The organism is Pedobacter nyackensis, from assembly GCF_032678475.1.
Lineage (GTDB): Bacteria > Bacteroidota > Bacteroidia > Sphingobacteriales > Sphingobacteriaceae > Pedobacter > Pedobacter nyackensis_A.
The window spans coordinates 408,300-428,066 of sequence record NZ_JAVTSF010000004.1; the positions used below are offsets into that span (position 1 = coordinate 408,300).

A 19,767-nucleotide genomic window follows, 5' to 3' on the forward strand; every position below is an offset into this window, starting at 1 on the left:
TGGACCCATCCCCGGCAGAATTGTAAGGGCTCTAAAAAATCCGCGGCTTAAGCGGAATTCATATCGAAATGACAATTATCTAAACCCTAACTATCAAATGTATGATTTTTTACCTAAACGTTAAACGTGGTGGGAGCCACAGTATTATACGAAAACTCATCATGCGGATCAACTTATCCATATTTTTCATTCTATTGGCTATGATACAAGTATCTGCCAAAGGTCTATTCGCACAAAAAATTACGCTGGACAGAACCAACAGCAGCCTTAACCAATTGATAAAAGAAATTCGCACTCAAAGTGGATATGATTTCTTTTATAATAATGCATTGATTGCAAAAGCAAAACCGGTATCCATTCATGTAAAGAATGTAACATTGGAAACTGCCTTGCAAAAGTGTTTTGCCAATCAGAGCTTTACGTACCGGATTACCGACAAAATGGTAATTATCATGGAGAAAGACACTGATACTCCTGTACAAACATCGCTTTTACAGGAATCCATTACCGGAAAAGTAGTAGATACACTGGGAATGCCCCTGCCAGGTGCAACAGTTAGAATAAAAGGCACAACAAAAGTGACCATAACTGATGCTAACGGTGTGTTTGTCTTTAAAGAAGCAAACAATAATGTTATCCTGGAATTCTCTTACCTGGGATTTGTAAGTCGTGAAATAAAAGCCAGTGCTAACATGGGCAAAATTGTTTTGCAGGTTGCCCAATCCGGATTAAATGAAGTTGTGGTAACTGCAATGGGTATCTCCAGAGAGAAAAAAGCATTGGGCTATGCTGTACAGGACGTTAAATCCGAAGAACTCACCACCCGGCCTACCAATGCACTCAGTGCAATTTCAGGGAAGGTCTCTGGTCTACAGGTTATATCATCAGGAGGTAATATGGGCGGCTCGACCCGCGTGTTGTTACGCGGTATCAATTCCATAACAGGAAACAATCAGCCCTTGTATGTAATTGACGGAACACCAATAGACAATTCTGACATCAACACTTCTTCTACCGTTAACGGAAGTGCAGGTAAGGATGTAGGAAACCTGATCCAGGACATCAACCCGGATGACATTGAGAACATATCGGTATTAAAAGGTCCTTCTGCTGCCGCCATCTATGGATCAAGGGCAGCAAACGGAGTGATTCTGGTAACTACCAAGAAAGGCAGCAGAAAAGACAAATTTGATATTATATTGAACACCGGTTTAGACCTGGAGAACATTGTACGCCTACCGGCAAGACAACATCTATACGGACAGGGTTATGCCAATACCTTTACCAAAGCAACCATTAATGGCAAGGAATACAATATGGTAGACTATGCTTCTGATGAAAGCTGGGGGCCAAAATTAGATGGAACGCCAGTATTACACTGGTATAATCTAGATCCGGAATATCCTGCTGACTACCTGAACCCACAACCATGGGTATACCCTGAGCACGATGTAAATTACTTTTTCCGTACTGGTATCGCCAATACCAATAACATTGCTGTAAGCGGTGCAAGCGACAAAACCACTTATCGTTTATCTTATACCAACAAAAACGTACGTGGTACTGTGCCTAATTCCAGTTTGGGGCGTAATGCTGTTAATTTTTCGGGTTCCACGCAACTGGGCATCGTTAACGTATTTAGCAACCTGAATTATATTAAGAATACATCGCTAGGCAGACCCTGGACAGGCGCTTCCAATCGCAACATCATGCTTGAAGCCTTTCAATGGGGTGGAGTACAAGTTGATTACAAGCGTTTAAGTGATTATAAAAGAGAAGACGGGACTCCGCGTCCCTGGAACCGGACAGGTTATTTGAATACTCCTGCAGCTAAAGCAACTCGTTTTATCGACAATCCGTATTGGTCGGCGTACGAAAGCTATCTGGAAGAAAACCGTGACCGGATTTATGGAAATATAGGTTTTACCGTCGATGCAAATAACTGGTTAAAACTGACAGGAAAAGTACATGCGGATATATACACTTTTGAATATCAAGACCGTATCGCTGTATACTCCCGTTCCCAATCACAATATCAGGACTATAGCAATCACTTTAATGAATTCAATTATGAGTTCCTTGCTTCCGCAAAACACAACTGGGGCGACTTCTCTCTATCGGGAAATGCGGGTGGTAACATCAGGGATCAGCAACGCCGTATAATCGATGGCTTAACACAAGGTGGTTTGATCATCCCACAATACTATAACCTTAAAAATGCGCCTACGGTACTGAACAACAACAACTTTTATCACAAACAAGTCTATTCATTATATGGTAGTTTCTCGGCCGGATGGAAAGGTATGCTTTATCTGGACGGAACTTTACGAAACGACTGGTCTTCAACGCTGCCAGTGAACAACAATTCATTCATATACCCTTCTGTTACAGGTAGTTTTGTATTCAGTGAAATTGCTGGTATAAAAAAACAAGAATGGCTGGATTTCGCTAAAATACGTTTGGGATGGGCACAGGTAGGGAATGATACTGACCCTTACCAGTTATATCCTGTTTATGAAGCACAGCAGTCGTTCAATAACAACGCTCCCTACCGTTTACCGTCTACCTTAAACAACCCTTTGTTAAAACCAGAAATCACCACTTCGGTAGAGGCTGGTTTGAACTTACAGATGTTTAAAAACCGTCTCGGCTTAGACGTGACCTATTACAATAACAATAGCCGCAACCAGATCCTGGCTGTACCGGTATCCGCAGCATTCGGATACGACAACAAGATCTTCAATGCAGGTAAAATCAATAATAAAGGTCTGGAAGTTACTTTGAACGGTACACCATTAAAAACCGATAACTTTGAGTGGAACAGTACCATCAACTGGTCCAGAAACCGGAATAAAGTAGTTAGCCTGGACAAAGGGGTAAATACACTCGAATTAAGTAACCTGTTGGTTACCCTTGTAGCCCAGGAAGGGAAACCTTATGGACAGATCATGGGTAATGACTTTGTTTATGCACCAGATGGACAGCGTGTGGTACAAGCCGATGGTACGTATCTTAAAACCTCTCAACAAGTAGCCCTGGGCAGTGTTTTACCTGATTACCTTTTTGGTTTCCAAAATACTTTCCGCTATAAAAAAATGCGATTAGGTTTCCTGATCGACGGCAGAATGGGTGGAAGTTTCTTCTCCCAAACCTATAAAGTTGGGATGTACTCAGGAGTACTCGACCGTACTGCAGCAAACGGAATACGCGAAAATGGAATCGTTGTTGACGGAGTAAAGGCAAATGTGGTATTTCATCCGGACGGTTCTTATACAGTAAGCAACCCGGTTAAAAATGACACCAAAATCTCAGCACTGAACTGGGCAAGGAACGAATATAGTGGTCCAACAACTTTTAGTGTATTCGATGCTTCTTACATCAAATTAAGGGAAGTAACACTAGGCTATAATTTCGACCTGAAAAAAACCAGTACCATCCGTTCTGTAGGTCTTACGCTATACGGCAGGAACCTTTGGAACATCTATACCAAAAGCAAATATATTGATCCGGAATTCACTAATAGTGGTGGTAACGTGCAGGGCATAGAGGGTGGAAACATCCCGGTTCCGATCACATATGGTTTAAATGTAAGTGTTAAGTTTTAACCTCAAAAATTCGAACAGATGAACTTTTACAATAAAATATTTTCCCTGGCACTTTTAACGATTACGGCGTTTAGCGCTTGCAGCGACAAAAAGTTTGAGGAAATTAATACCGATCCTAACAGGCCAAATAATGTGCCAACACCAACCATTATTTTAGCTACTGAAAAACAGATCATGGACAACGTACGGCACCTTGATTTTTCCCTAAACGGCACCATGCTGTTTGCCCAGTACTATAGCCAGAACATATATACTGATCAGAGCCGTTATGACATCCCAAAAAATTACTCGGATCGTTATTGGGCCGATGCTTTTAAAGCCTTAAGTAATTTAAATGAAGTCATCAAGTTAAATACCAATCCAGTGACAAAAGCAGTTGCTGCAGCTGGTACAGCTGGTACAAATGTCAATCAAATTGCAATATGCCGTGTATTAAAGGTATTCACATTCCATTCTCTGAGCGATGTATTTGGCGAGATCCCTTATCAATCCTATGCAGGAACGGATCCAAGTTTTGAGGCCCTGCAACAAAATCCTGATAACTATACGCCAGGATATGCTACACAGGAAAAGGTTTATACTGATATGTTGAACGAACTGGATCAGGCAGCAGACACCTTGTGGAAATATCAGACCGCAAATACTTTTGGTGTTTCTGATGTAATTTACAAAGGAAACAATGAGCTTTGGGCAAGATTTGCAAATTCTCTGCGTTTGCGCCTGGCTACACGTATACGGACGAAATTACCAACATTATCAGATCGACATTTTACGGATGCACTTACACAGGGGGTGTTTACATCAAATACACATACTGCGGCATTCAAGTACAGCGTTGGCGCACCAAACGAAGCTCCACTATACCGGGCTACAGTAACCGCAAATCGTAAGGACTTTGCAGTCTCACATATCCTGATCAATTCCTTGAAAGGACAACTTGGGCCTTTTACCAGTAGTGATCCCCGCCTGCCGATCTATGCTTTGCCAAACAAAAACAACGAATACATTGGCCAGCCATACGGTTTACCTCTCGATGCTGCAGGCATCAATGGACCTACAGATATTAGTTTACCGGGCACCTTAGTCAATGCTGCTGATTTCAGCGAAGTATTACAGGAATATGCTGAAGTTGCATTTTTAATTTCGGAATACCAGAACTGGAGCGACAGCGAATATAAAAAGGGAGTCGTAGCTTCCTTAACCCGCTGGGGCATTGCACAAAATACGGCGCAATCTTATGCAGACAACCTACCTGCAGCCAATAAAGAAAGAGTTCTGACGCAAAAGTATTTTGCGTTGTATACTCAGGGACTTGAGGCCTGGTCAGAAATTCGACGTACAGGTTTCCCTGGTTTCCTGGTCAAACCAAACGATATTGTTTGGGCCAGAACCACACCTGCAGGCATTGTTAACTACCGGTTTGTACCGCTGTTTGGTAATGGCATCCCAAAACGTTTGTATTATCCGCTGAAAGAACAAAGTGTAAACAGGGCCAATTATCAAAAAGCACTGGCTTCACAGGGAGATGACGTAATCACCACCGCTGTTTGGTGGAACAAATAAATACCGTAGCTATGAAAACATTATTAATTTACCTGTTCTGCATTATGCCAGCCTTAGTGCTGGCGCAGAACACTAAACCAGATGATCGCGGTTACATTGTAAAAGTAGGCGATAAAGCACCGGATGATTTTAAACTGGTACTCGCTAACGGAGAAACAACTAGTCTCAGCAAATTGAAAGGTAAAGTAGTAGTACTACAATTCACCGCCAGCTGGTGTGTAGTTTGTCGGGATGAAATGCCACATCTGGAAAAAGATGTATGGCAAGCCTACAAAGACAAAGGCCTGATGCTTATCGGAGTTGACCGTGACGAGCCCTTAAATGTGGTTCAGAAATTTGCAAAAGATATGAAGATCACTTATCCGCTGGCATTGGATCCCGGCGCTGATATTTTCGGCCGGTTTGCAGATAAAAAAAGTGGGGTAACAAGAAATATTGTAATCGATCAGCAAGGAAAAATTGCATACTTAACCCGGCTATATGATGAAAAAGAGTTCAAGGGTATGGTAGCAGCAATTGAAAAACTGCTTAGATAAAACTTATACTATACATAAAAATGCCCCCAAAAAGTTAGACACTTTTTGGGGCATTTTTATGGTCTAAACGTTTTCAGCGTATTATTTCAATTTCTTACGCCACACCGCAGCTTCTTTTTTAGACAGTATCACGGGATTAAAAACCACTGATGTTAAAGGTACATCGTTTTTATCTGTAGCTACTGAATTAATGGCATCAGCAACCTCCATACCTTCTACTATTTCACCAAATATAGTATAGTCCTGATCCAGGTGAGGAGTACCTCCTATTGTTTTATAAACAGCTCTTTGTTCCTCTGGTATTTTCTTATTCCTTTTCTTCTCTATAGCATCCAGCTGTGCATCTGTTTGTTTTTTCCCCGCTACCAGGTAAATCTGCGTAAAATACGATGCCTTATCAGGGTTATCATCCCGTCCCGCCCCAAGTGCTCCTTTTTTATGAAACAATGTTGGTTTAATTTCTGCGGGGAAACGTTTTGCACCTAGCTCAGGATTGCGCTTTTCCCTGTTTAAAATGGTATCGTCCAATTCGCCTCCCTGACTAACAAATGATTTAATAACCCTATTGAATTCGGCATTTTTATACAAACCGGCCTTAACGGATTTCAAAAACATATCCCTGTGGGCAGGAGTTTCATCGTATAGCATTATAGTAATATTTCCTTTGTTGGTTACAAAACGCACAAAAACCGATTGCGCATTAACAAGTGTAACAAACAGAACAAGGAATAAAAAAAGGATAACTTTTCTCATTGGGATAGGGAATAATGAAGCAAAAGAGAAATCCCCGCAATCATCTTACGGGGATTCAATATTTAATGATTAATGAGTATGTCCCTCATGTGAATGTGCAGTATCTACAGCAGTAGAATCTGTAGTTGTAGTTTTTAAAGTGGTATCAACAGCATGTTCGTGTGCACCATGTACTGTTCCATCTTCATGTGTGTGTGTACCTTCAGCTGGTTTTTCATTGTTACATGATGCAGTAAATAAACCAACGGCTATAGCCATTGCAAGCATAGTTTTTTTCATGTTTATAAAATTGTTAAATTTAAAATCCAAATATATTATAAAAAGCTACGCCTGTTGGTAATATTTATATAGGCAAACGCACTTCTAAAAATGGCTAAGTATTAAATAATAGACGAACAACATGATCCAGATTAAGCGAATTTATGATCCCTTTAATAAAGCAGATGGCTTAAGGGTTCTGGTAGACCGCTTATGGCCCAGAGGTATAAAAAAAGAATCGGCACATGTAGATTTATGGACCAAAGACCTTGCGCCCTCAGTTCCTCTAAGAAAATGGTTTAATCATGAACCTGAAAAGTTTAAGATTTTCAAGCAAAACTACTTGCATGAACTCGGAAAAAGTGAAGCCATCACTCCATTCCTGGAAGAAATAGAGTCACACCACACCGTTACATTATTGTATGGTGCCAAAGATAAAATCCATAACCATGCGATTGTGCTCCGGGATTTTTTATCGCATTTAGCAACAAATGCCTAGTTTACTACTGCTCAATAACTATTCGTTGTTTCCTTACTCCAAGCTCTTCAAGATTTGCCATCATTGCAAAAGTAAATGCTTCAGGACCGCAGATGTACCAGTAACTCTCCTTATTTCCGCTATAAGCAGCTAACAACTGCGTATCAATGATCCCGCTTTTTATATTTGGATCAAGAGGTGTCTTTAATATGTTCACACAATTTTCACCAAGCAAATAACTCAATTCAGCTTTGCAAATGATATCATTTTCATTGTGATTCGCAAACAGCAACGTATTCCCTTCAAGTTGATCATCTAACTTAAGCTGCCTAAAAATAGAAATAAAGGGTGTTATACCAGCGCCTCCTGCAATAAATACGCCTGAACCTTTATACTGTATCGTTCCAAACACCTCATGTATAATCAGCTCATCGCCCGTTTTTAAGGAAGCCATTTTTTCGGTAATACCATCATGTCCCTTATAAATCTTGATGGTAAACTCTAAATACCCCCAATCATTTAAAGAAGTAAAAGTAAAGGGTCTTAATTTATCTTCAAGGCCGGTTTTGTTAATCGCAACATCAGTGGCTTGTCCGGGTATAAAAACATATCCCTTAGGCTTTTCTGTTACAAATCGCTTAACATTGTAAGTTACATCCTCTACGTTTAGTATTCTAACAATATGTTTTACCGTACTGTTGGTTGTTTGAATAGGTAATTCCTCAGTTTCCATGACAATTCGATTTATAAATTAGAGCACTCTTATTAAAAAAGGGTTACAAAATAGCTTTATTAGTTTTTAGAATGATTTTGTAACCCTTTAATCTATAACGACTCTATTAAGTAAATTTGTATAACGAACAACCCTATGTCAATATGAACAAAGCTTTGAATGATGAAGAATTAATACAGCAAATACTGAACGGTGAAACGCATCTTTACGAGACTATCATGCGAAAATTTAACCAGCAACTGTTCAGAATTAGTATGTCAATCGTCAATGATGAGCAAGAGGCGGAAGACATTATGCAGATTACCTATCTGAATGCCTATAGAAATTTGTCAAACTTCAAACATCAGTCAAGCTTCAATACCTGGCTGACAAAGATATTGATCAATGAAAGCCTGTTGCATAAGAAAAGGAAAGTGAAACTCGAAAAAACGAGAAAGGAAAGTGAATATAATGACCGCCATACCGAAACCCCTTTAGACAATCTGATGAATAAGGAATTAAAAGAAATGCTGGAAAAGGCTGTAGCCACTTTACCAGAAAAGTACAGAATCGTATTTGTCATGCGTGAAGTACAGGGCATGAGTACCAACGAGACCATGGAAGCACTGGATTTAGGAGAATCAAACGTCAAAATCAGACTTACCCGCGCAAAGGAAATGCTACGCACAGAATTGACAACTTACTGGCAACCGGAAAAACTATATGCATTTAACCTGATTAGATGTGATGTAATTGTAGCAAAAGTTATGACTGCGATAAACAAGCTATAGTAAAGCCTGGTAATAGGTATCTCCCATAATTTTCAGCCCTGTAATTAACTCCTCCGCGTTTAAAGATCCATAACCCAGTCTGATAAAATTGGTGGATTGATTATTCAGATAAAAGCTGGCCGGAGGTACAATCTGAACTCCTTTTTGTCTTAATCCAGTTATATACTGATCCATATTCAAATCATTTTTAAATTGTAACCAGCATGCCAAACCTCCTTCTGGTTTGTGATAAGTAATATGATGTCCAAAATTCTCCTGTAGACAAGCCAACATTAAGTCTCTTCTTTCTTTGTATACTCCAACCGCTTTGCGTGCGTGTCTTGCAATTGTACCGTCTTCCATTAACTCCGCTATAGCATTTTCCAGAATAGCGTCTCCCTGCCGATCAATCTGTACACGTAAATTTACTAAAGACTGGATAAAAGAAGCCGGACCGGTTATATAACCTACCCGTATCGCGGGAGCTATAAGCTTACTTAATGAACTGATGTAAATCACATTGGCGGCCATTTCATGACTTGCCAAAGCAAGGTTATTCCCTGTACCAAAATGATATTCATGATCATAATCATCCTCAATAACCGCGAAACTATATTTAAGTGAAAGCTCCAGTAACCTCATCCTTCGTCCTGCCTGCATGGTGACCGTAGTAGGGAATTGATGATGGGGAGTAACATACACTGCTTTAATTTTTGTCGTAATACATAATCTTTCAAGTGCGTCAACATCAATTCCATCTTTATCAACTTCAACGGCTTTTAAAATAGCACCTGCCTCATGGAACAACTTTCGCACCGCATAGTACCCCGGATTTTCTATTGCAATCACATCACCCGGACGAACGAGAACCCTGGCTGCAAGATATATAGCCATTTGACTTCCCCGGGTAACGCATATGTTGTCTGCATCTACATGAAGTCCCCTATCTCTTGATAGCATTATGGACAACATTTCCCTAAGCTTTATAGCTCCTTTTTCACTTCCATATCCCAACAACCTCCATTTCCCTTGTCGCTGAAACACACGTTTATACCCAGCGGAAAGCTCCTTCAATGGGGCCAGCCTTGTATCAGGAGCTCCCTCGTTAAAAACAATCAAGTTTTCCGCCAGGGGCCTGTCGGTAACTGTAAAGGAAGCATATTGAATATACTCAAAGTTACTCAGAGGATACTTTGATGACTGCCCCGATCTGTCTTTCATGAGCGGCAGGTTTGCAGACACAAATGTTCCCGACTTATGTTTACTTTCCAACCAACCCTCCGCAACCAGCACTTCATAAGCAAAAACTACTGTTTTCCTGTTTACGCCAATATCTGCAGCCAATAACCGGCTTCCGGGTAATGCTGCCCCTCTTTCCAAACGTCCTTTTATAATTTCATTTCTAATCACTCCAGAAATCTGCTCCACCAAAGTCTGCTGAGCATTAAAAGAAACATTAAAAATAGTCTTCCATGGTCGTAACATCTGGCCCCTTCATTTAAGTTTTTCCTAAAAGATATAATGAGCTAAAAATAACCAATAAATTCCATTAAAAGAATCTAAGCAGGACATCTGGCCCTATCAATTTATTAAAACTGGATGAACAAACACCTCTCCAAATGAGCAAGCTTTGCATCATAAATTAAATTCTTAAAAACATGAAACAGATTGAAATTGCAACCCTACACCACCTGGATGAATTCGCAGAATTGTTCGACAATTACCGTGTCTTTTACAGACAGCCTTCCGATATAGAAAGGGGAAAGGCATTCCTGAAAGACAGGATCACTAACAATGAAACCGTAACCTTTCTCATTAAAGAAGATGGCAAATTTGTCGGCTTTGCCCAATTGTATCCATTGTTCCACTACAAGGCCTTACAACGCCAATGGCTCCTGAGTGACTTATTTGTGAACCCTGACTACCGTGGCCGCGGTCTTTCTATTGCACTCATTGACAGATGCAAATTATATTGTGACGAAACAGCTGCCTGTGGTCTATTGTTAGAGACTGAAAAAACAAATGATATAGGTAACAATTTATATCCAAAATGTGAATTTGAACTGGATAAAGACCACAACTATTACAATTGGTGGAAAAAAGTATCTTAGGACACTCCACATAAGATCTGAGCATATAGCTCAGATCTTATGTATTATTTATAATTTGCAGTATGAAATTCATCAGAATTGCCCCTCATTCCAGCCTGACAGAACTCATCGAGTGTTATTGGATGATGCAAAGTGATGACCCGATACCTAGAATAGAAAAGATCATCCCAGATGGTTTTACGGAGCTGATTTTTAATTACGGAAGTGTTTATAAAGCAAAAATCAATGGAGAATGGGAACTGCAAAATCCAAATTTACTGGCGGGGCAGATCAGTAATTACTTTTACCTCGAAAACACAGGCCAAACAGGTTCTTTCGCCATCAAGCTTAAACCAGCTGCACTCACACAGTTGTTTAACCTCAACATGGATCAATACCTGGATAAAATCGTGAACCTGGATGCACTTCCTGTCCCACAGCTCACTGTTTTAAAAGAAAAAACACTGCCGTTTAAAGGTGAACAACACCTTAAAATGGTTTTAGATGATTACTTTATGGAGTTAAACAAATCGGCAACTAAAAACCCATTAGCAACTACTTTAGATCTCATCTTTAATTCAAATGGAATGGCCTCCGTTACAGCCCTCACCGCAGTTGCAGGAGTAGGAGAACGACAGTTGGAACGCCTGTTTAAAAAATACATCGGCCTCTCACCTAAATACTATTCCCGGATCATTCGGTTCAACTACATTTTTCAACTCATCAAATCAAAAAAAAGCAACTGGACAGAAATCATTTACCAATCCGGGTATTACGATCAGTCCCATTTTATCCGCAACTTCAAAGCTTTTACAGGAGAAGATCCCTCCTCCTACTTCTTTGAGGAGAAAAATATGGCTAATTTTTTCTTAAACAAATAAATCGGTCAGGTCGGTTTTGTACAATACAACTTAAAACCCCTTGTTTACTTTTGGAGAAAAAAAGCATGAAAACAAAAAAACTAATATTAATCATTCCGGTCTTATTGCTGATCTCTACAGCATATGGGCAGGAAAACAACAAACAAAAATTCAAAAAGCTGGAATGGCTGGTCGGCAAATGGGTCCGGACAAATGCCGAAGCTGGGCAATCGGGCTATGAAACCTGGTCAAAGACAACAGACTTGCAGCTGAGTGGAAAAGGTGTTACCCTAAAAGGTAAGAAAACCATTTTTGTAGAATCCCTGGAGTTTATCGCTAAGGGGAATGATATATTTTACACCGTCGTGGTTACCGGCGAAAAGCAACCCACTTATTTCAAACTCACCGCATTAAGTACAGATGGCTTTACCTGTGAAAATCCGAAGCATGATTTCCCTAAAAAGATAGTTTACAAGAGAGAAGGTAACCACATAAAAGCTGTCATTTCGGGCAATGGCCAAAGTGTAGATTACAATTTCGTAAAAGCGAAATAAGGGGTATCAGAAAAGGTATGTCCAGGCAGATTTTGAATAACTAGTGAACATACCTTTTTGTTTCCTTAAAACTTTAATTGAAGTTTAAAATGTGTTTACCACTGCTGATTTCCAGTAAACCATAACCATTTTTAAAGCCTTTAATTTTCACGTGCTCACTTTCTTTGATTTTATTTTTAAAATCTGCTTCAGCTACCTGTATCGTTGCGGTACAATTTGGCGGAACGGTTACTTCCAATCTCAAATCTTCACCTTTTCGTTCCCAATAAGTGTGAATTAAACCTGCTGGCGCATCAAAAGAAGCTTTCGCCCATGTCAAAGAAGTAGCTTTCAACGCTGGTAAACGAACTAAAAACTTCTGAAAACCCGGAGCTTCAGAATCCCTTTGTATACCAGCCACCCCCTCAACATACCATGCGCCCGGATAAAGGTACGAACTGTGCAGCAGAGAGTGCCCCGGAAGATCTTTTTCCCACATTTCCCAGATGGTAGTGGCGCCATTAGCTTTCATATAACCCCATCCCGGATATTCTTTTTGCGAAGTCATCGAGTAAATCAAATCGTCTCTTCCTTCTTGCCGCAACAATTTAAACAACATCGCTCCTCCGGTAATTCCTACATTGATGTGTCCTTTATGCAAAACCAGAATATCCTTTTCCAATCGTTTCATGACATCTGCCCTTAAATCTGCCGGCGGTATCTCTGCCAATAATGCCGCCGCCAGGTTGGCCATGGAGCTATCTGCATAGCTATAATCAGCGGCGCGATAAAACCTCGCATGAATAGCAGCCCTGCAGCGCTCCGCCTGCTGTTCCCAGCGTTCAGCCTCCGTATCTTTTCCGATTACCCTGGCTATTTTTGCCGCTGTACGTAAATTAAATACCCTGTAACTATTGTTTAAACATAAAGTTTCCTCCTTATTGTTGTTCATACCCTGTGCAGTTGCATTAGGCCATAACCAATCTCCCAGAAAATCCCAATCGCCACCAAAACGCTGTAAGATATCATTCGTGGTATGTGAATCCAGGAAGGAAAGCCAACCTTTAATCAGCTCAAAATTCTTTTCCAATATACGTTTATCTCCCTCATGCTGATAAACAAACCAAGGTAAAGATACAACTATACCTCCCCAGGCGGGACCACCTCCACCAGAATAGGTAGGTGCTGTATGTGGCAAAGTACCGTTGTTTAATAACCTTCCGCTCATCACTTCTTTCCGGGCAAACTTAGGATCATACATGTTACCTACAATAGACTCCGTACCCTGTACATCCCGCCAATCCTGCATCCATTTGGTATAAAATGCGCCCAGCTTATAATTATACATTCCGGTCTCACAGGTCGCATGTGCATCACCTCCATAACCCAATCTTTCGCGTTGCGGACAATCCACTACAAAACCACCGATAGAAAGGTTTTCAAAAGTCCATTTTACCTTATCGTATATCCAGTTCTGCAAAGTATCAGAACATTCAAAATTAGTGGCCGTCTGAAAATTTGTTCTCACCATCCAACCCCTGATATCACTTAATTGCGGCTTATACTTTAAGCCCCGGATGGTAATCCATCTACCAGAACTATAGTTAAAGCGGTTACGAAAAGTTCCCTTACCGGCTGCCCCAATAATGTAGGCACTATGCAGGTTAAAAGTCTGATCCATCTGTTCCCTTTCCGAATATTCAAACGCTATTTTATCGCCTTTACTCCCCTTCAGATCAACCTCCGTCCATCCGGCGAAATTAACACCCATATCCACCCGGTACGAACCATCCGGCCTGGTCTCGATGCCAACAGCTTTAATTTCTTCAAACAGACGATTTGGCTCAACAGTATGCGCAGATAAAATCAGGTTAGGCTGATAAACGATTGCCTTATTCCATTTAGTTTCATTGCAAGTGATGCCATTCCAGTCCGCAATTTCCTTATTAGCATCCCACAACTCACCTCCCATCTTCGCAAAATCCCAGGTTCCCAATAATTTATTCGGACTTGCATGTGTTTTCCAGCTTTCATCAGTCTGTACAATTAGTGAGGGTTTGGTACCTGAAACAGGTGTTTTTGTATGGTAAATAGCTGTTTGCGCAATTACAATAGGTGTATTAGGTCTGCCTGTAGTTACGTAAGGACCAAAAATTGACCAGGAGGTCCCCAGCCAAATGGCGATTACATTTTTCCCGGGCTTTAGCGCAGTCGCGATGTCATAAGCAACATAACGTGCACGTTTGGTATGATCCGTTACTGCCGGCGACAATACATCGTCACCAATCTTCTTTCCATTCACATACAGTTCATGGTAACCTACCGAAGCAAGAAACAGCATGGCCTTTCCTGGCTTTTGTGATAAGCTAAAAGTTTTCCGCAGCCAGGGATCAGAGATATTACAATCCTTTTGTGAAGGGTCAAACAATTCATTTGTTCCAATCCATTTGGCTTTCCAATCATGCTGCTGAAGTAAACCCGTTGTCCAAAATGCCACTTTACTCCAGGCTGAAATCCCTCCCTTTTCGTCTTTTACTACTACTTTCCAATAGTAATAACGGTCGGATCGAAGCGTCTTACCTTTATATTCAATTTGCTGCATCTGGTCAGAGTTCACCCAACCAGAATCCCATTCATCTCCCCTGTTTTGATGAAGTATCTGTACGTCAGACGCCACAATAATCCGATAGGCAGTTTGTTTTTGTCCGAATGCAGCTGCGTTTGTAGCTTTATGAGTCCAGTTAAAACGTGGGCTCAGTTCATCTAATCCTATAGGATTTTCCAAATACTCACAACGTAAATTTTCTGGCTGCAGACTACTTACCACGACGTTCGAAAACGTAAATTGTACGCCCGAAATAAACAATACTAACAGTATAATCAGATTTTTCTTCATCATCATTAATTATTCACCCAATTCAATATATATGACCCGGAACCCAATACAATTTTCTGTTTACCATTTTCCAGATACTGTCTTTTAACAGCTTTATGCTGACTTAGCGTTTTTTGATCTAAAGTCAGGAGATTTGCATCATTAACTGGTAAAACAACTAATGCTTCTGTATTTGCAGGTATCTTAATCTGCAATGCAAATTTAGCCTGCTCCTTTTTCCAGTCAACCACTATATCACCAGTAATGGCTTTATAACTTGCTTTAACCCAATCGATCCCTTCCACAAATTGAGGTTCAATTAAAATTTTACTGAACCCCTTATCATCTGCCTGCTGTTTTATTCCGGCCAGTCCACTGTAAAACCATTCCATCAGGTGTCCAAGCATCATATGGTTATTGGAAACATTCTTTAAGGCTGGCCAGGATTCTGTTAAAGCCGTTGCTCCGTTACGAATCTGATAACCATAACCCGGTACATCATCCCTGTTATTCATTTGATACAACAATTGTGATGCACCTCCGTCTTCCAATACCCTGATCAGGTATCTATAGCCAATGTCGCCGGCCGTAAGTGCATAACCGCTAGCCTGTATAGATTGCTTCAGATTAGCGAAAACCTTTTCCTTAAACGGCTCATCTACCAATCCCATGTAAATCGCCATAGCATAAGCAGTCTGACTTCCTGTTGAATAAATCCCAGTCTCAGGCTCGAAAAACTTTTTATTGAACGCTGCTTTGATCTGACGGGCCAGTTTCTGATAACCTTTTGCTTCCTCCGTTTTCCCAAGAACTTCTGCGGCTTTCTCCAACAAAACTGCGTCGTAGTAAAAAGTAGCAGTAGCCGTTAAAGCCTTAGGGGTAAGCTGTGATTCTCCCGGACTTTTAGGACCAAGATCAAACCAATCACCCAGACCATGCGACAGAATATGTGCATCCGCCTTACTTTCCAGGTAACTGATATAACGTTTCATCATAGGATAAGCCTTTTCAATTGACTTTTTGTCACCATACCATTGATACAAATACCAGGGTATAATAACAGCAGCACTTCCCCATTCCGGTGAATCCCTGAAACCATCGTCAAATACAACATATTCAGGAACAATGTCAGGTACCAAACCAGAAGAAAGCTGCGATTCCATCATATCATCTATAATTTTATTATAGAAGAGCTGGATGTCGTAATTATACTTCAATGATCCCCCGACAAGATGCGTTTGCTCCAACCAACCCAATTTCTCCCTATGGGGACAATCTGTACTTACATGACTCATGTTACTCTTCATCGCCCAGTCAATCAGTTTAAAAGTTTGATTAAACAAGGTATTCGAACAGCTAAATGTACCGATCTCAGGCACACTGTTGCGCGTGTGCAACAATTGGAGTGTTTGTACAGCTGAAACATCACCTTCTACCAAAGCATATCTAAATCCGTAATAACTAAAACGAGGTTCCCAGATTTCTTCAGCATCACCTTTAAGTGTATAATCAAAATAATAAGGACTGCCTGAAGCTCGTTGATCTACCATTCCCTGATCATCTAAAATTTCTGCAGGAATAATGCGTATCCGATCTCCTTTCTTCCCTTTAACTTTTAAACGAACAATTCCAGATGCATTCTGGCCAAAATCGTATAAATAGCTACTATCCGTTATTTTTCTGACTGTTTTCTGCTCGAAAACCTGCTTTACCTTTAAAGGATAGCTGGACTCTGCTTTCATTTTTCCCCCCGGTCCATTAAGCAAAATGACTTTTTTCCAGCCTTCATCATTAAATCCAGCTTTATCCCAACCAGTTTGTTCCTGACGGGCATCATAATGTTCACCACCATAAATGCTGCTATACACAATTGGTGAAGGACTTGTTTTCCAGCTGTCATCCGTAACTATTTCCGCAGTAGTACCGTCTTTATAGCGGATCATCAATTTTAATCTTAGCATAGGAAAGGCTTCAGCCCTTGCCATTTTGCGATAACGCTCGCGGTTTATATACATAAAACCAGGACCAACAATGGCTCCCAATGCATTTTTACCAGTAACCAATGAAGCCGTTACATCATAAGTACTATAAAGATTTGTTTTTGAATAATTGGTCCATCCAGGTGCCAGAAAATCATCACCTACTTTCTTTCCGTTCAACTGCAACTCATAATGTCCCAGCCCTGAAACAAATACATAAGCCTCGGCTATCGGTTTTTTGATATCAAAAGCTTTTCTAAAATAAGGAACAATGGCACGCTGTACAGCTTTTTTTCCCAATGAACCACCATCACCATGTAAACCAGGAACAACTTTCATGGAATCTTCCAACACCTCATAAGCAATCCATCTACTTTTATTCCATTCTTTAACTTGCAAAATACCCGTAGAAAACACAGCCGGCCTACTCCATTCAGAAGCTTTTCCGTATGACGACCAAACTCTAACCCGCCAATAGTAACGTTTGCCTGAGGAAAGTCCCTTTCCTCCGTAAACTGTTGACATGACAGCGTCAGCATTCATTTTTTGTGAATCCCAAAGATCGGCCTTACCTAACTTCGCGTAATTAAGGCTACTAAAAACCTGCACCTGCCAGGCACTTTGTACAAATGACTGTTGGTCAGAACTGATGTTCCAACTGAATTCCGGCTTGGTTGTTTCTACGCCAAGCGGACTATTTTTCTGATTGCAGCTTAAATTTATCGGTTCAGTAATCGCATATACGTTTACTGTAAATAATAAAAAAACAGCTACGATTAAGTATTTGTGGATTGTCATTGGTTATATTTGGTTTCAGTTGTGGTAGCACGCCATTACCAGCGTTACTATTTAAAAGTATTCATAATATTTTTAATGTGCATCCTTACCTGTCCTGCTTTGTCACCTCGTAATCAGTAGTCTGCCCCATCTTTATACCGTTTTTAAAGGTTGCAGCTTTAATTTTCACATTAGGGTTTACATTAAACGGACCGACATATTTGTTAGCATTTTGGCTAGGCTCTGTTCCATCCAATGTATAATAAATATCAGGATTATAACTCTGTGTTTTCAATACCATCTGTGCCTTTTGTGTCCTTGCTCCATCAACCATTTCAAAACTTACCTGATAGGCACTTTTTGAATAGTTTATTCCCTGTGCCTCGTAACGGTTGTACTCCGTTTCCATTTTTAATTTAAACTTTTCCCAGTTCTTTTTTTCCGGAGCAGACCAGGCCACCTCGGCCAGGGCTGACAAACGTGGAAATGCCATGTATTGCAAATGGTTAAAATCCGGGATAAACTCTGTCCAGATGTTACCCTGAACACCCTTTATATATTTTACTTCTTCAGCGTTTAATGCTGAAGGAATAGGCTCATAATTATAAACACGTTCCAGGGTATTAAAGCCATCAATAGTAAGCGGTTCCAGGTAAGGTGCCCCCTGGTAATAATCCAGGTACAGATAAGTAGTCGGAGTCATCACCACATCGTGATGTTTTTTAGCTGCTGTAACCCCGCCTGTTGTACCTCTCCATGACATGACAAGTGCATCTGGCCTAAGCTGGTCCCCTTCCAGAATCTCATCCCAGCCAATTATCCGTTTATTTTTAGCTTTAAGTACCTGAGCAATGCGGTTGACAAAATAACCCTGCAGTTCATGTTCATCTTTCAGTCCCTCCTTTTTCATACGTGCCTGACAATATGTACAACTTTTCCAGTTCGTTTTGCGGCATTCATCGCCACCAATATGGATCACCTTTCCGGGGAAAAGCGTAGCCACTTCCGTAAACACATCTTCCAGAAATTTAAAAGTGTTTTCTTTTCCGGCACAGTACACATCGTCAAATACGCCCCACTTGTCCTTTACCTCAAAAGGCCCCGGGTTTTCACCACAACCCAATTCCGGATAGCCTGCAAGCGCCGAAGTACAATGCCCCGGAAGGTCTATTTCAGGAACAACCGTAACATATTTTCGTTGTGCATAAGCAACAATATCCTTAATCTCTTCCTGCGTATAAAACCCACCGTGAGGCGTCGCATCAAAACGCTCCGGCTGTTCTTCAAAATGTCCGATCAATGATCTTTTCCGCCATGCACCTATTGATGTCAACAATGGATATTTCTTTATCTCAATCCGCCAGCCCTGGTTATCCGTTAGATGCCAGTGGAAAGTATTGAGTTTATAAGCAGCCAGAAAATCTATGTATTGCTTCACTTGTTCAACGGTATAAAAATGCCTTGACACATCGAGCATAGATCCTCTCCAGCTAAAACGGGGCTGATCCTGAATCTGAAGAGCCGGAATACTTGCCTCTTCTTTGGGATCTAAAGGCAACAACTGCAATAAAGTTTGCATACCATAGAAGCATCCCTGCGGCTGCTTTGCTGTAATAACAATACTCCCGGAATTAACGTTCATGGTGTACCCCTCAACACCAAGTCCCGGTAGTTTATCCGAAAGCTTAAATACAATTTGATTTTTGCCACCGGCAGCAGTTAACTTTTTAACTGGCAACTTATTGCCTGTGTAAGCTTTTAATTTTTCAGAAAGCTGATCCGAAATAAACTTCAGCTGTGCATTCCGATCATCATATAAGATAATGGTCGCACTATTGAGCTTGAAATTTCCCGGCATTACTTTTACAAACTCCGGTTCCGGAATAATTGAAAATTGTCGCGATTGTAGCTGCGCTTTTATAGCACTGTTTATAAAAATAAAAACAGCTACGAATAATATCTTTGGTGTATTCATAAG

15 protein-coding genes are annotated in these 19,767 nt (G+C 40.6%); 8 read left to right on the forward strand and 7 right to left on the reverse strand.

Going from position 1 to position 19,767, the window contains the following annotated elements:
* Window positions 1-101 precede the first annotated feature (101 nt).
* The 3 genes from R2Q84_RS15710 to R2Q84_RS15720 are packed head-to-tail and all read left to right on the forward strand — an operon-like array spanning window position 102 to window position 5,704.
* Complete coding sequence (locus tag R2Q84_RS15710) at window positions 102-3,605, forward strand: SusC/RagA family TonB-linked outer membrane protein (protein WP_316817523.1); 3,504 nt, start codon at window positions 102-104, stop codon at window positions 3,603-3,605.
* An 18-nt stretch (window positions 3,606-3,623) separates the two neighbouring features.
* On the forward strand, window positions 3,624-5,168 hold the full coding sequence (locus R2Q84_RS15715; protein WP_316817524.1) for a SusD/RagB family nutrient-binding outer membrane lipoprotein: 1,545 nt from the start codon (window positions 3,624-3,626) through the stop codon (window positions 5,166-5,168).
* 11 nt (window positions 5,169-5,179) lie between these two features.
* The gene (locus tag R2Q84_RS15720; protein WP_316817525.1) at window positions 5,180-5,704 is read left to right on the forward strand and encodes a TlpA disulfide reductase family protein; all 525 of its coding nucleotides are present in this window, start codon (window positions 5,180-5,182) and stop codon (window positions 5,702-5,704) included.
* Window positions 5,705-5,785: 81 nt separating this feature from the next.
* On the opposite strand, the gene R2Q84_RS15725 is transcribed toward R2Q84_RS15720, so the two are convergent.
* Both R2Q84_RS15725 and R2Q84_RS15730 read right to left on the reverse strand, forming a co-directional pair.
* Entirely contained in the window at window positions 5,786-6,457 is a 672-nt protein-coding gene (locus tag R2Q84_RS15725) for a peptidylprolyl isomerase (RefSeq protein WP_316817526.1), read from the reverse strand.
* A gap of 69 nt (window positions 6,458-6,526) precedes the next feature.
* Window positions 6,527-6,736, reverse strand: coding sequence for a hypothetical protein (locus R2Q84_RS15730; protein ID WP_316817527.1), 210 nt, complete (start codon window positions 6,734-6,736; stop codon window positions 6,527-6,529).
* Window positions 6,737-6,857: 121 nt separating this feature from the next.
* Here R2Q84_RS15730 and R2Q84_RS15735 point away from each other — a divergent pair, with 121 nt between their 5' ends.
* Window positions 6,858-7,214, forward strand: a complete 357-nt coding sequence (locus R2Q84_RS15735; RefSeq protein ID WP_316817528.1) for a DUF488 domain-containing protein — start codon at window positions 6,858-6,860, stop codon at window positions 7,212-7,214.
* A 4-nt stretch (window positions 7,215-7,218) separates the two neighbouring features.
* Here R2Q84_RS15735 and R2Q84_RS15740 read toward each other — a convergent pair whose 3' ends face one another.
* On the reverse strand, window positions 7,219-7,926 hold the full coding sequence (locus tag R2Q84_RS15740) for an FAD-binding oxidoreductase (RefSeq protein WP_316817529.1): 708 nt from the start codon (window positions 7,924-7,926) through the stop codon (window positions 7,219-7,221).
* Between the two features lie 143 nt (window positions 7,927-8,069).
* Between R2Q84_RS15740 and R2Q84_RS15745 the strand changes: the two genes are divergently transcribed.
* On the forward strand, window positions 8,070-8,696 hold the full coding sequence (locus R2Q84_RS15745; RefSeq protein ID WP_316817530.1) for a sigma-70 family RNA polymerase sigma factor: 627 nt from the start codon (window positions 8,070-8,072) through the stop codon (window positions 8,694-8,696).
* Here the strand turns inward: R2Q84_RS15745 and R2Q84_RS15750 are convergent.
* A complete protein-coding gene (locus R2Q84_RS15750; RefSeq protein WP_316817531.1) occupies window positions 8,691-10,160 on the reverse strand; it encodes a PLP-dependent aminotransferase family protein in 1,470 nt (489 codons plus the stop codon). The two genes, R2Q84_RS15745 and R2Q84_RS15750, sit on opposite strands and share 6 nt — an antisense overlap.
* A 173-nt stretch (window positions 10,161-10,333) precedes the next feature.
* On the opposite strand from R2Q84_RS15750, the gene R2Q84_RS15755 reads away from it, so the two are divergent.
* The 3 genes from R2Q84_RS15755 to R2Q84_RS15765 all read left to right on the forward strand — a co-directional run bounded on the left by R2Q84_RS15755 (window position 10,334) and on the right by R2Q84_RS15765 (window position 12,179).
* Window positions 10,334-10,786 carry a GNAT family N-acetyltransferase gene (locus tag R2Q84_RS15755; protein WP_316817532.1) on the forward strand — a complete coding sequence of 151 codons (453 nt, stop codon included), beginning with the start codon at window positions 10,334-10,336 and terminating at the stop codon, window positions 10,784-10,786.
* Between the two features lie 62 nt (window positions 10,787-10,848).
* Entirely contained in the window at window positions 10,849-11,646 is a 798-nt protein-coding gene (locus R2Q84_RS15760; protein ID WP_316817533.1) for a helix-turn-helix domain-containing protein, read from the forward strand.
* Between the two features lie 65 nt (window positions 11,647-11,711).
* Window positions 11,712-12,179 (forward strand): DUF6265 family protein, encoded by a 468-nt coding sequence (locus R2Q84_RS15765; protein WP_316817534.1) that lies wholly within the window; start codon window positions 11,712-11,714, stop codon window positions 12,177-12,179.
* A 73-nt stretch (window positions 12,180-12,252) separates the two neighbouring features.
* Here R2Q84_RS15765 and R2Q84_RS15770 read toward each other — a convergent pair whose 3' ends face one another.
* The 3 genes from R2Q84_RS15770 to R2Q84_RS15780 form a co-directional block, all read right to left on the reverse strand.
* Entirely contained in the window at window positions 12,253-15,060 is a 2,808-nt protein-coding gene (locus tag R2Q84_RS15770; RefSeq protein WP_316817535.1) for a family 78 glycoside hydrolase catalytic domain, read from the reverse strand.
* Window positions 15,060-17,810, reverse strand: coding sequence for an alpha-L-rhamnosidase (locus tag R2Q84_RS15775; protein WP_316817536.1), 2,751 nt, complete (start codon window positions 17,808-17,810; stop codon window positions 15,060-15,062). Before R2Q84_RS15775 ends, R2Q84_RS15770 begins: the two co-directional genes overlap by 1 nt.
* Before the next feature lie 85 nt (window positions 17,811-17,895).
* Window positions 17,896-19,764, reverse strand: a complete 1,869-nt coding sequence (locus R2Q84_RS15780) for a beta-N-acetylhexosaminidase (protein ID WP_316817537.1) — start codon at window positions 19,762-19,764, stop codon at window positions 17,896-17,898.
* Window positions 19,765-19,767 lie beyond the last annotated feature (3 nt).

Coding starts and splice junctions, on each gene's coding strand:
- R2Q84_RS15710 (WP_316817523.1), top strand. CDS start 102: ATGATTTTTTACCTAAACGTTAAACGTGGTGGGAGCCACAGTATTATA.
- R2Q84_RS15715 (WP_316817524.1), top strand. CDS start 3,624: ATGAACTTTTACAATAAAATATTTTCCCTGGCACTTTTAACGATTACG.
- R2Q84_RS15720 (WP_316817525.1), top strand. CDS start 5,180: ATGAAAACATTATTAATTTACCTGTTCTGCATTATGCCAGCCTTAGTG.
- R2Q84_RS15725 (WP_316817526.1), bottom strand. CDS start 6,457: ATGAGAAAAGTTATCCTTTTTTTATTCCTTGTTCTGTTTGTTACACTT.
- R2Q84_RS15730 (WP_316817527.1), bottom strand. CDS start 6,736: ATGAAAAAAACTATGCTTGCAATGGCTATAGCCGTTGGTTTATTTACT.
- R2Q84_RS15735 (WP_316817528.1), top strand. CDS start 6,858: ATGATCCAGATTAAGCGAATTTATGATCCCTTTAATAAAGCAGATGGC.
- R2Q84_RS15740 (WP_316817529.1), bottom strand. CDS start 7,926: ATGGAAACTGAGGAATTACCTATTCAAACAACCAACAGTACGGTAAAA.
- R2Q84_RS15745 (WP_316817530.1), top strand. CDS start 8,070: ATGAACAAAGCTTTGAATGATGAAGAATTAATACAGCAAATACTGAAC.
- R2Q84_RS15750 (WP_316817531.1), bottom strand. CDS start 10,160: ATGTTACGACCATGGAAGACTATTTTTAATGTTTCTTTTAATGCTCAG.
- R2Q84_RS15755 (WP_316817532.1), top strand. CDS start 10,334: ATGAAACAGATTGAAATTGCAACCCTACACCACCTGGATGAATTCGCA.
- R2Q84_RS15760 (WP_316817533.1), top strand. CDS start 10,849: ATGAAATTCATCAGAATTGCCCCTCATTCCAGCCTGACAGAACTCATC.
- R2Q84_RS15765 (WP_316817534.1), top strand. CDS start 11,712: ATGAAAACAAAAAAACTAATATTAATCATTCCGGTCTTATTGCTGATC.
- R2Q84_RS15770 (WP_316817535.1), bottom strand. CDS start 15,060: ATGATGATGAAGAAAAATCTGATTATACTGTTAGTATTGTTTATTTCG.
- R2Q84_RS15775 (WP_316817536.1), bottom strand. CDS start 17,810: ATGACAATCCACAAATACTTAATCGTAGCTGTTTTTTTATTATTTACA.
- R2Q84_RS15780 (WP_316817537.1), bottom strand. CDS start 19,764: ATGAATACACCAAAGATATTATTCGTAGCTGTTTTTATTTTTATAAAC.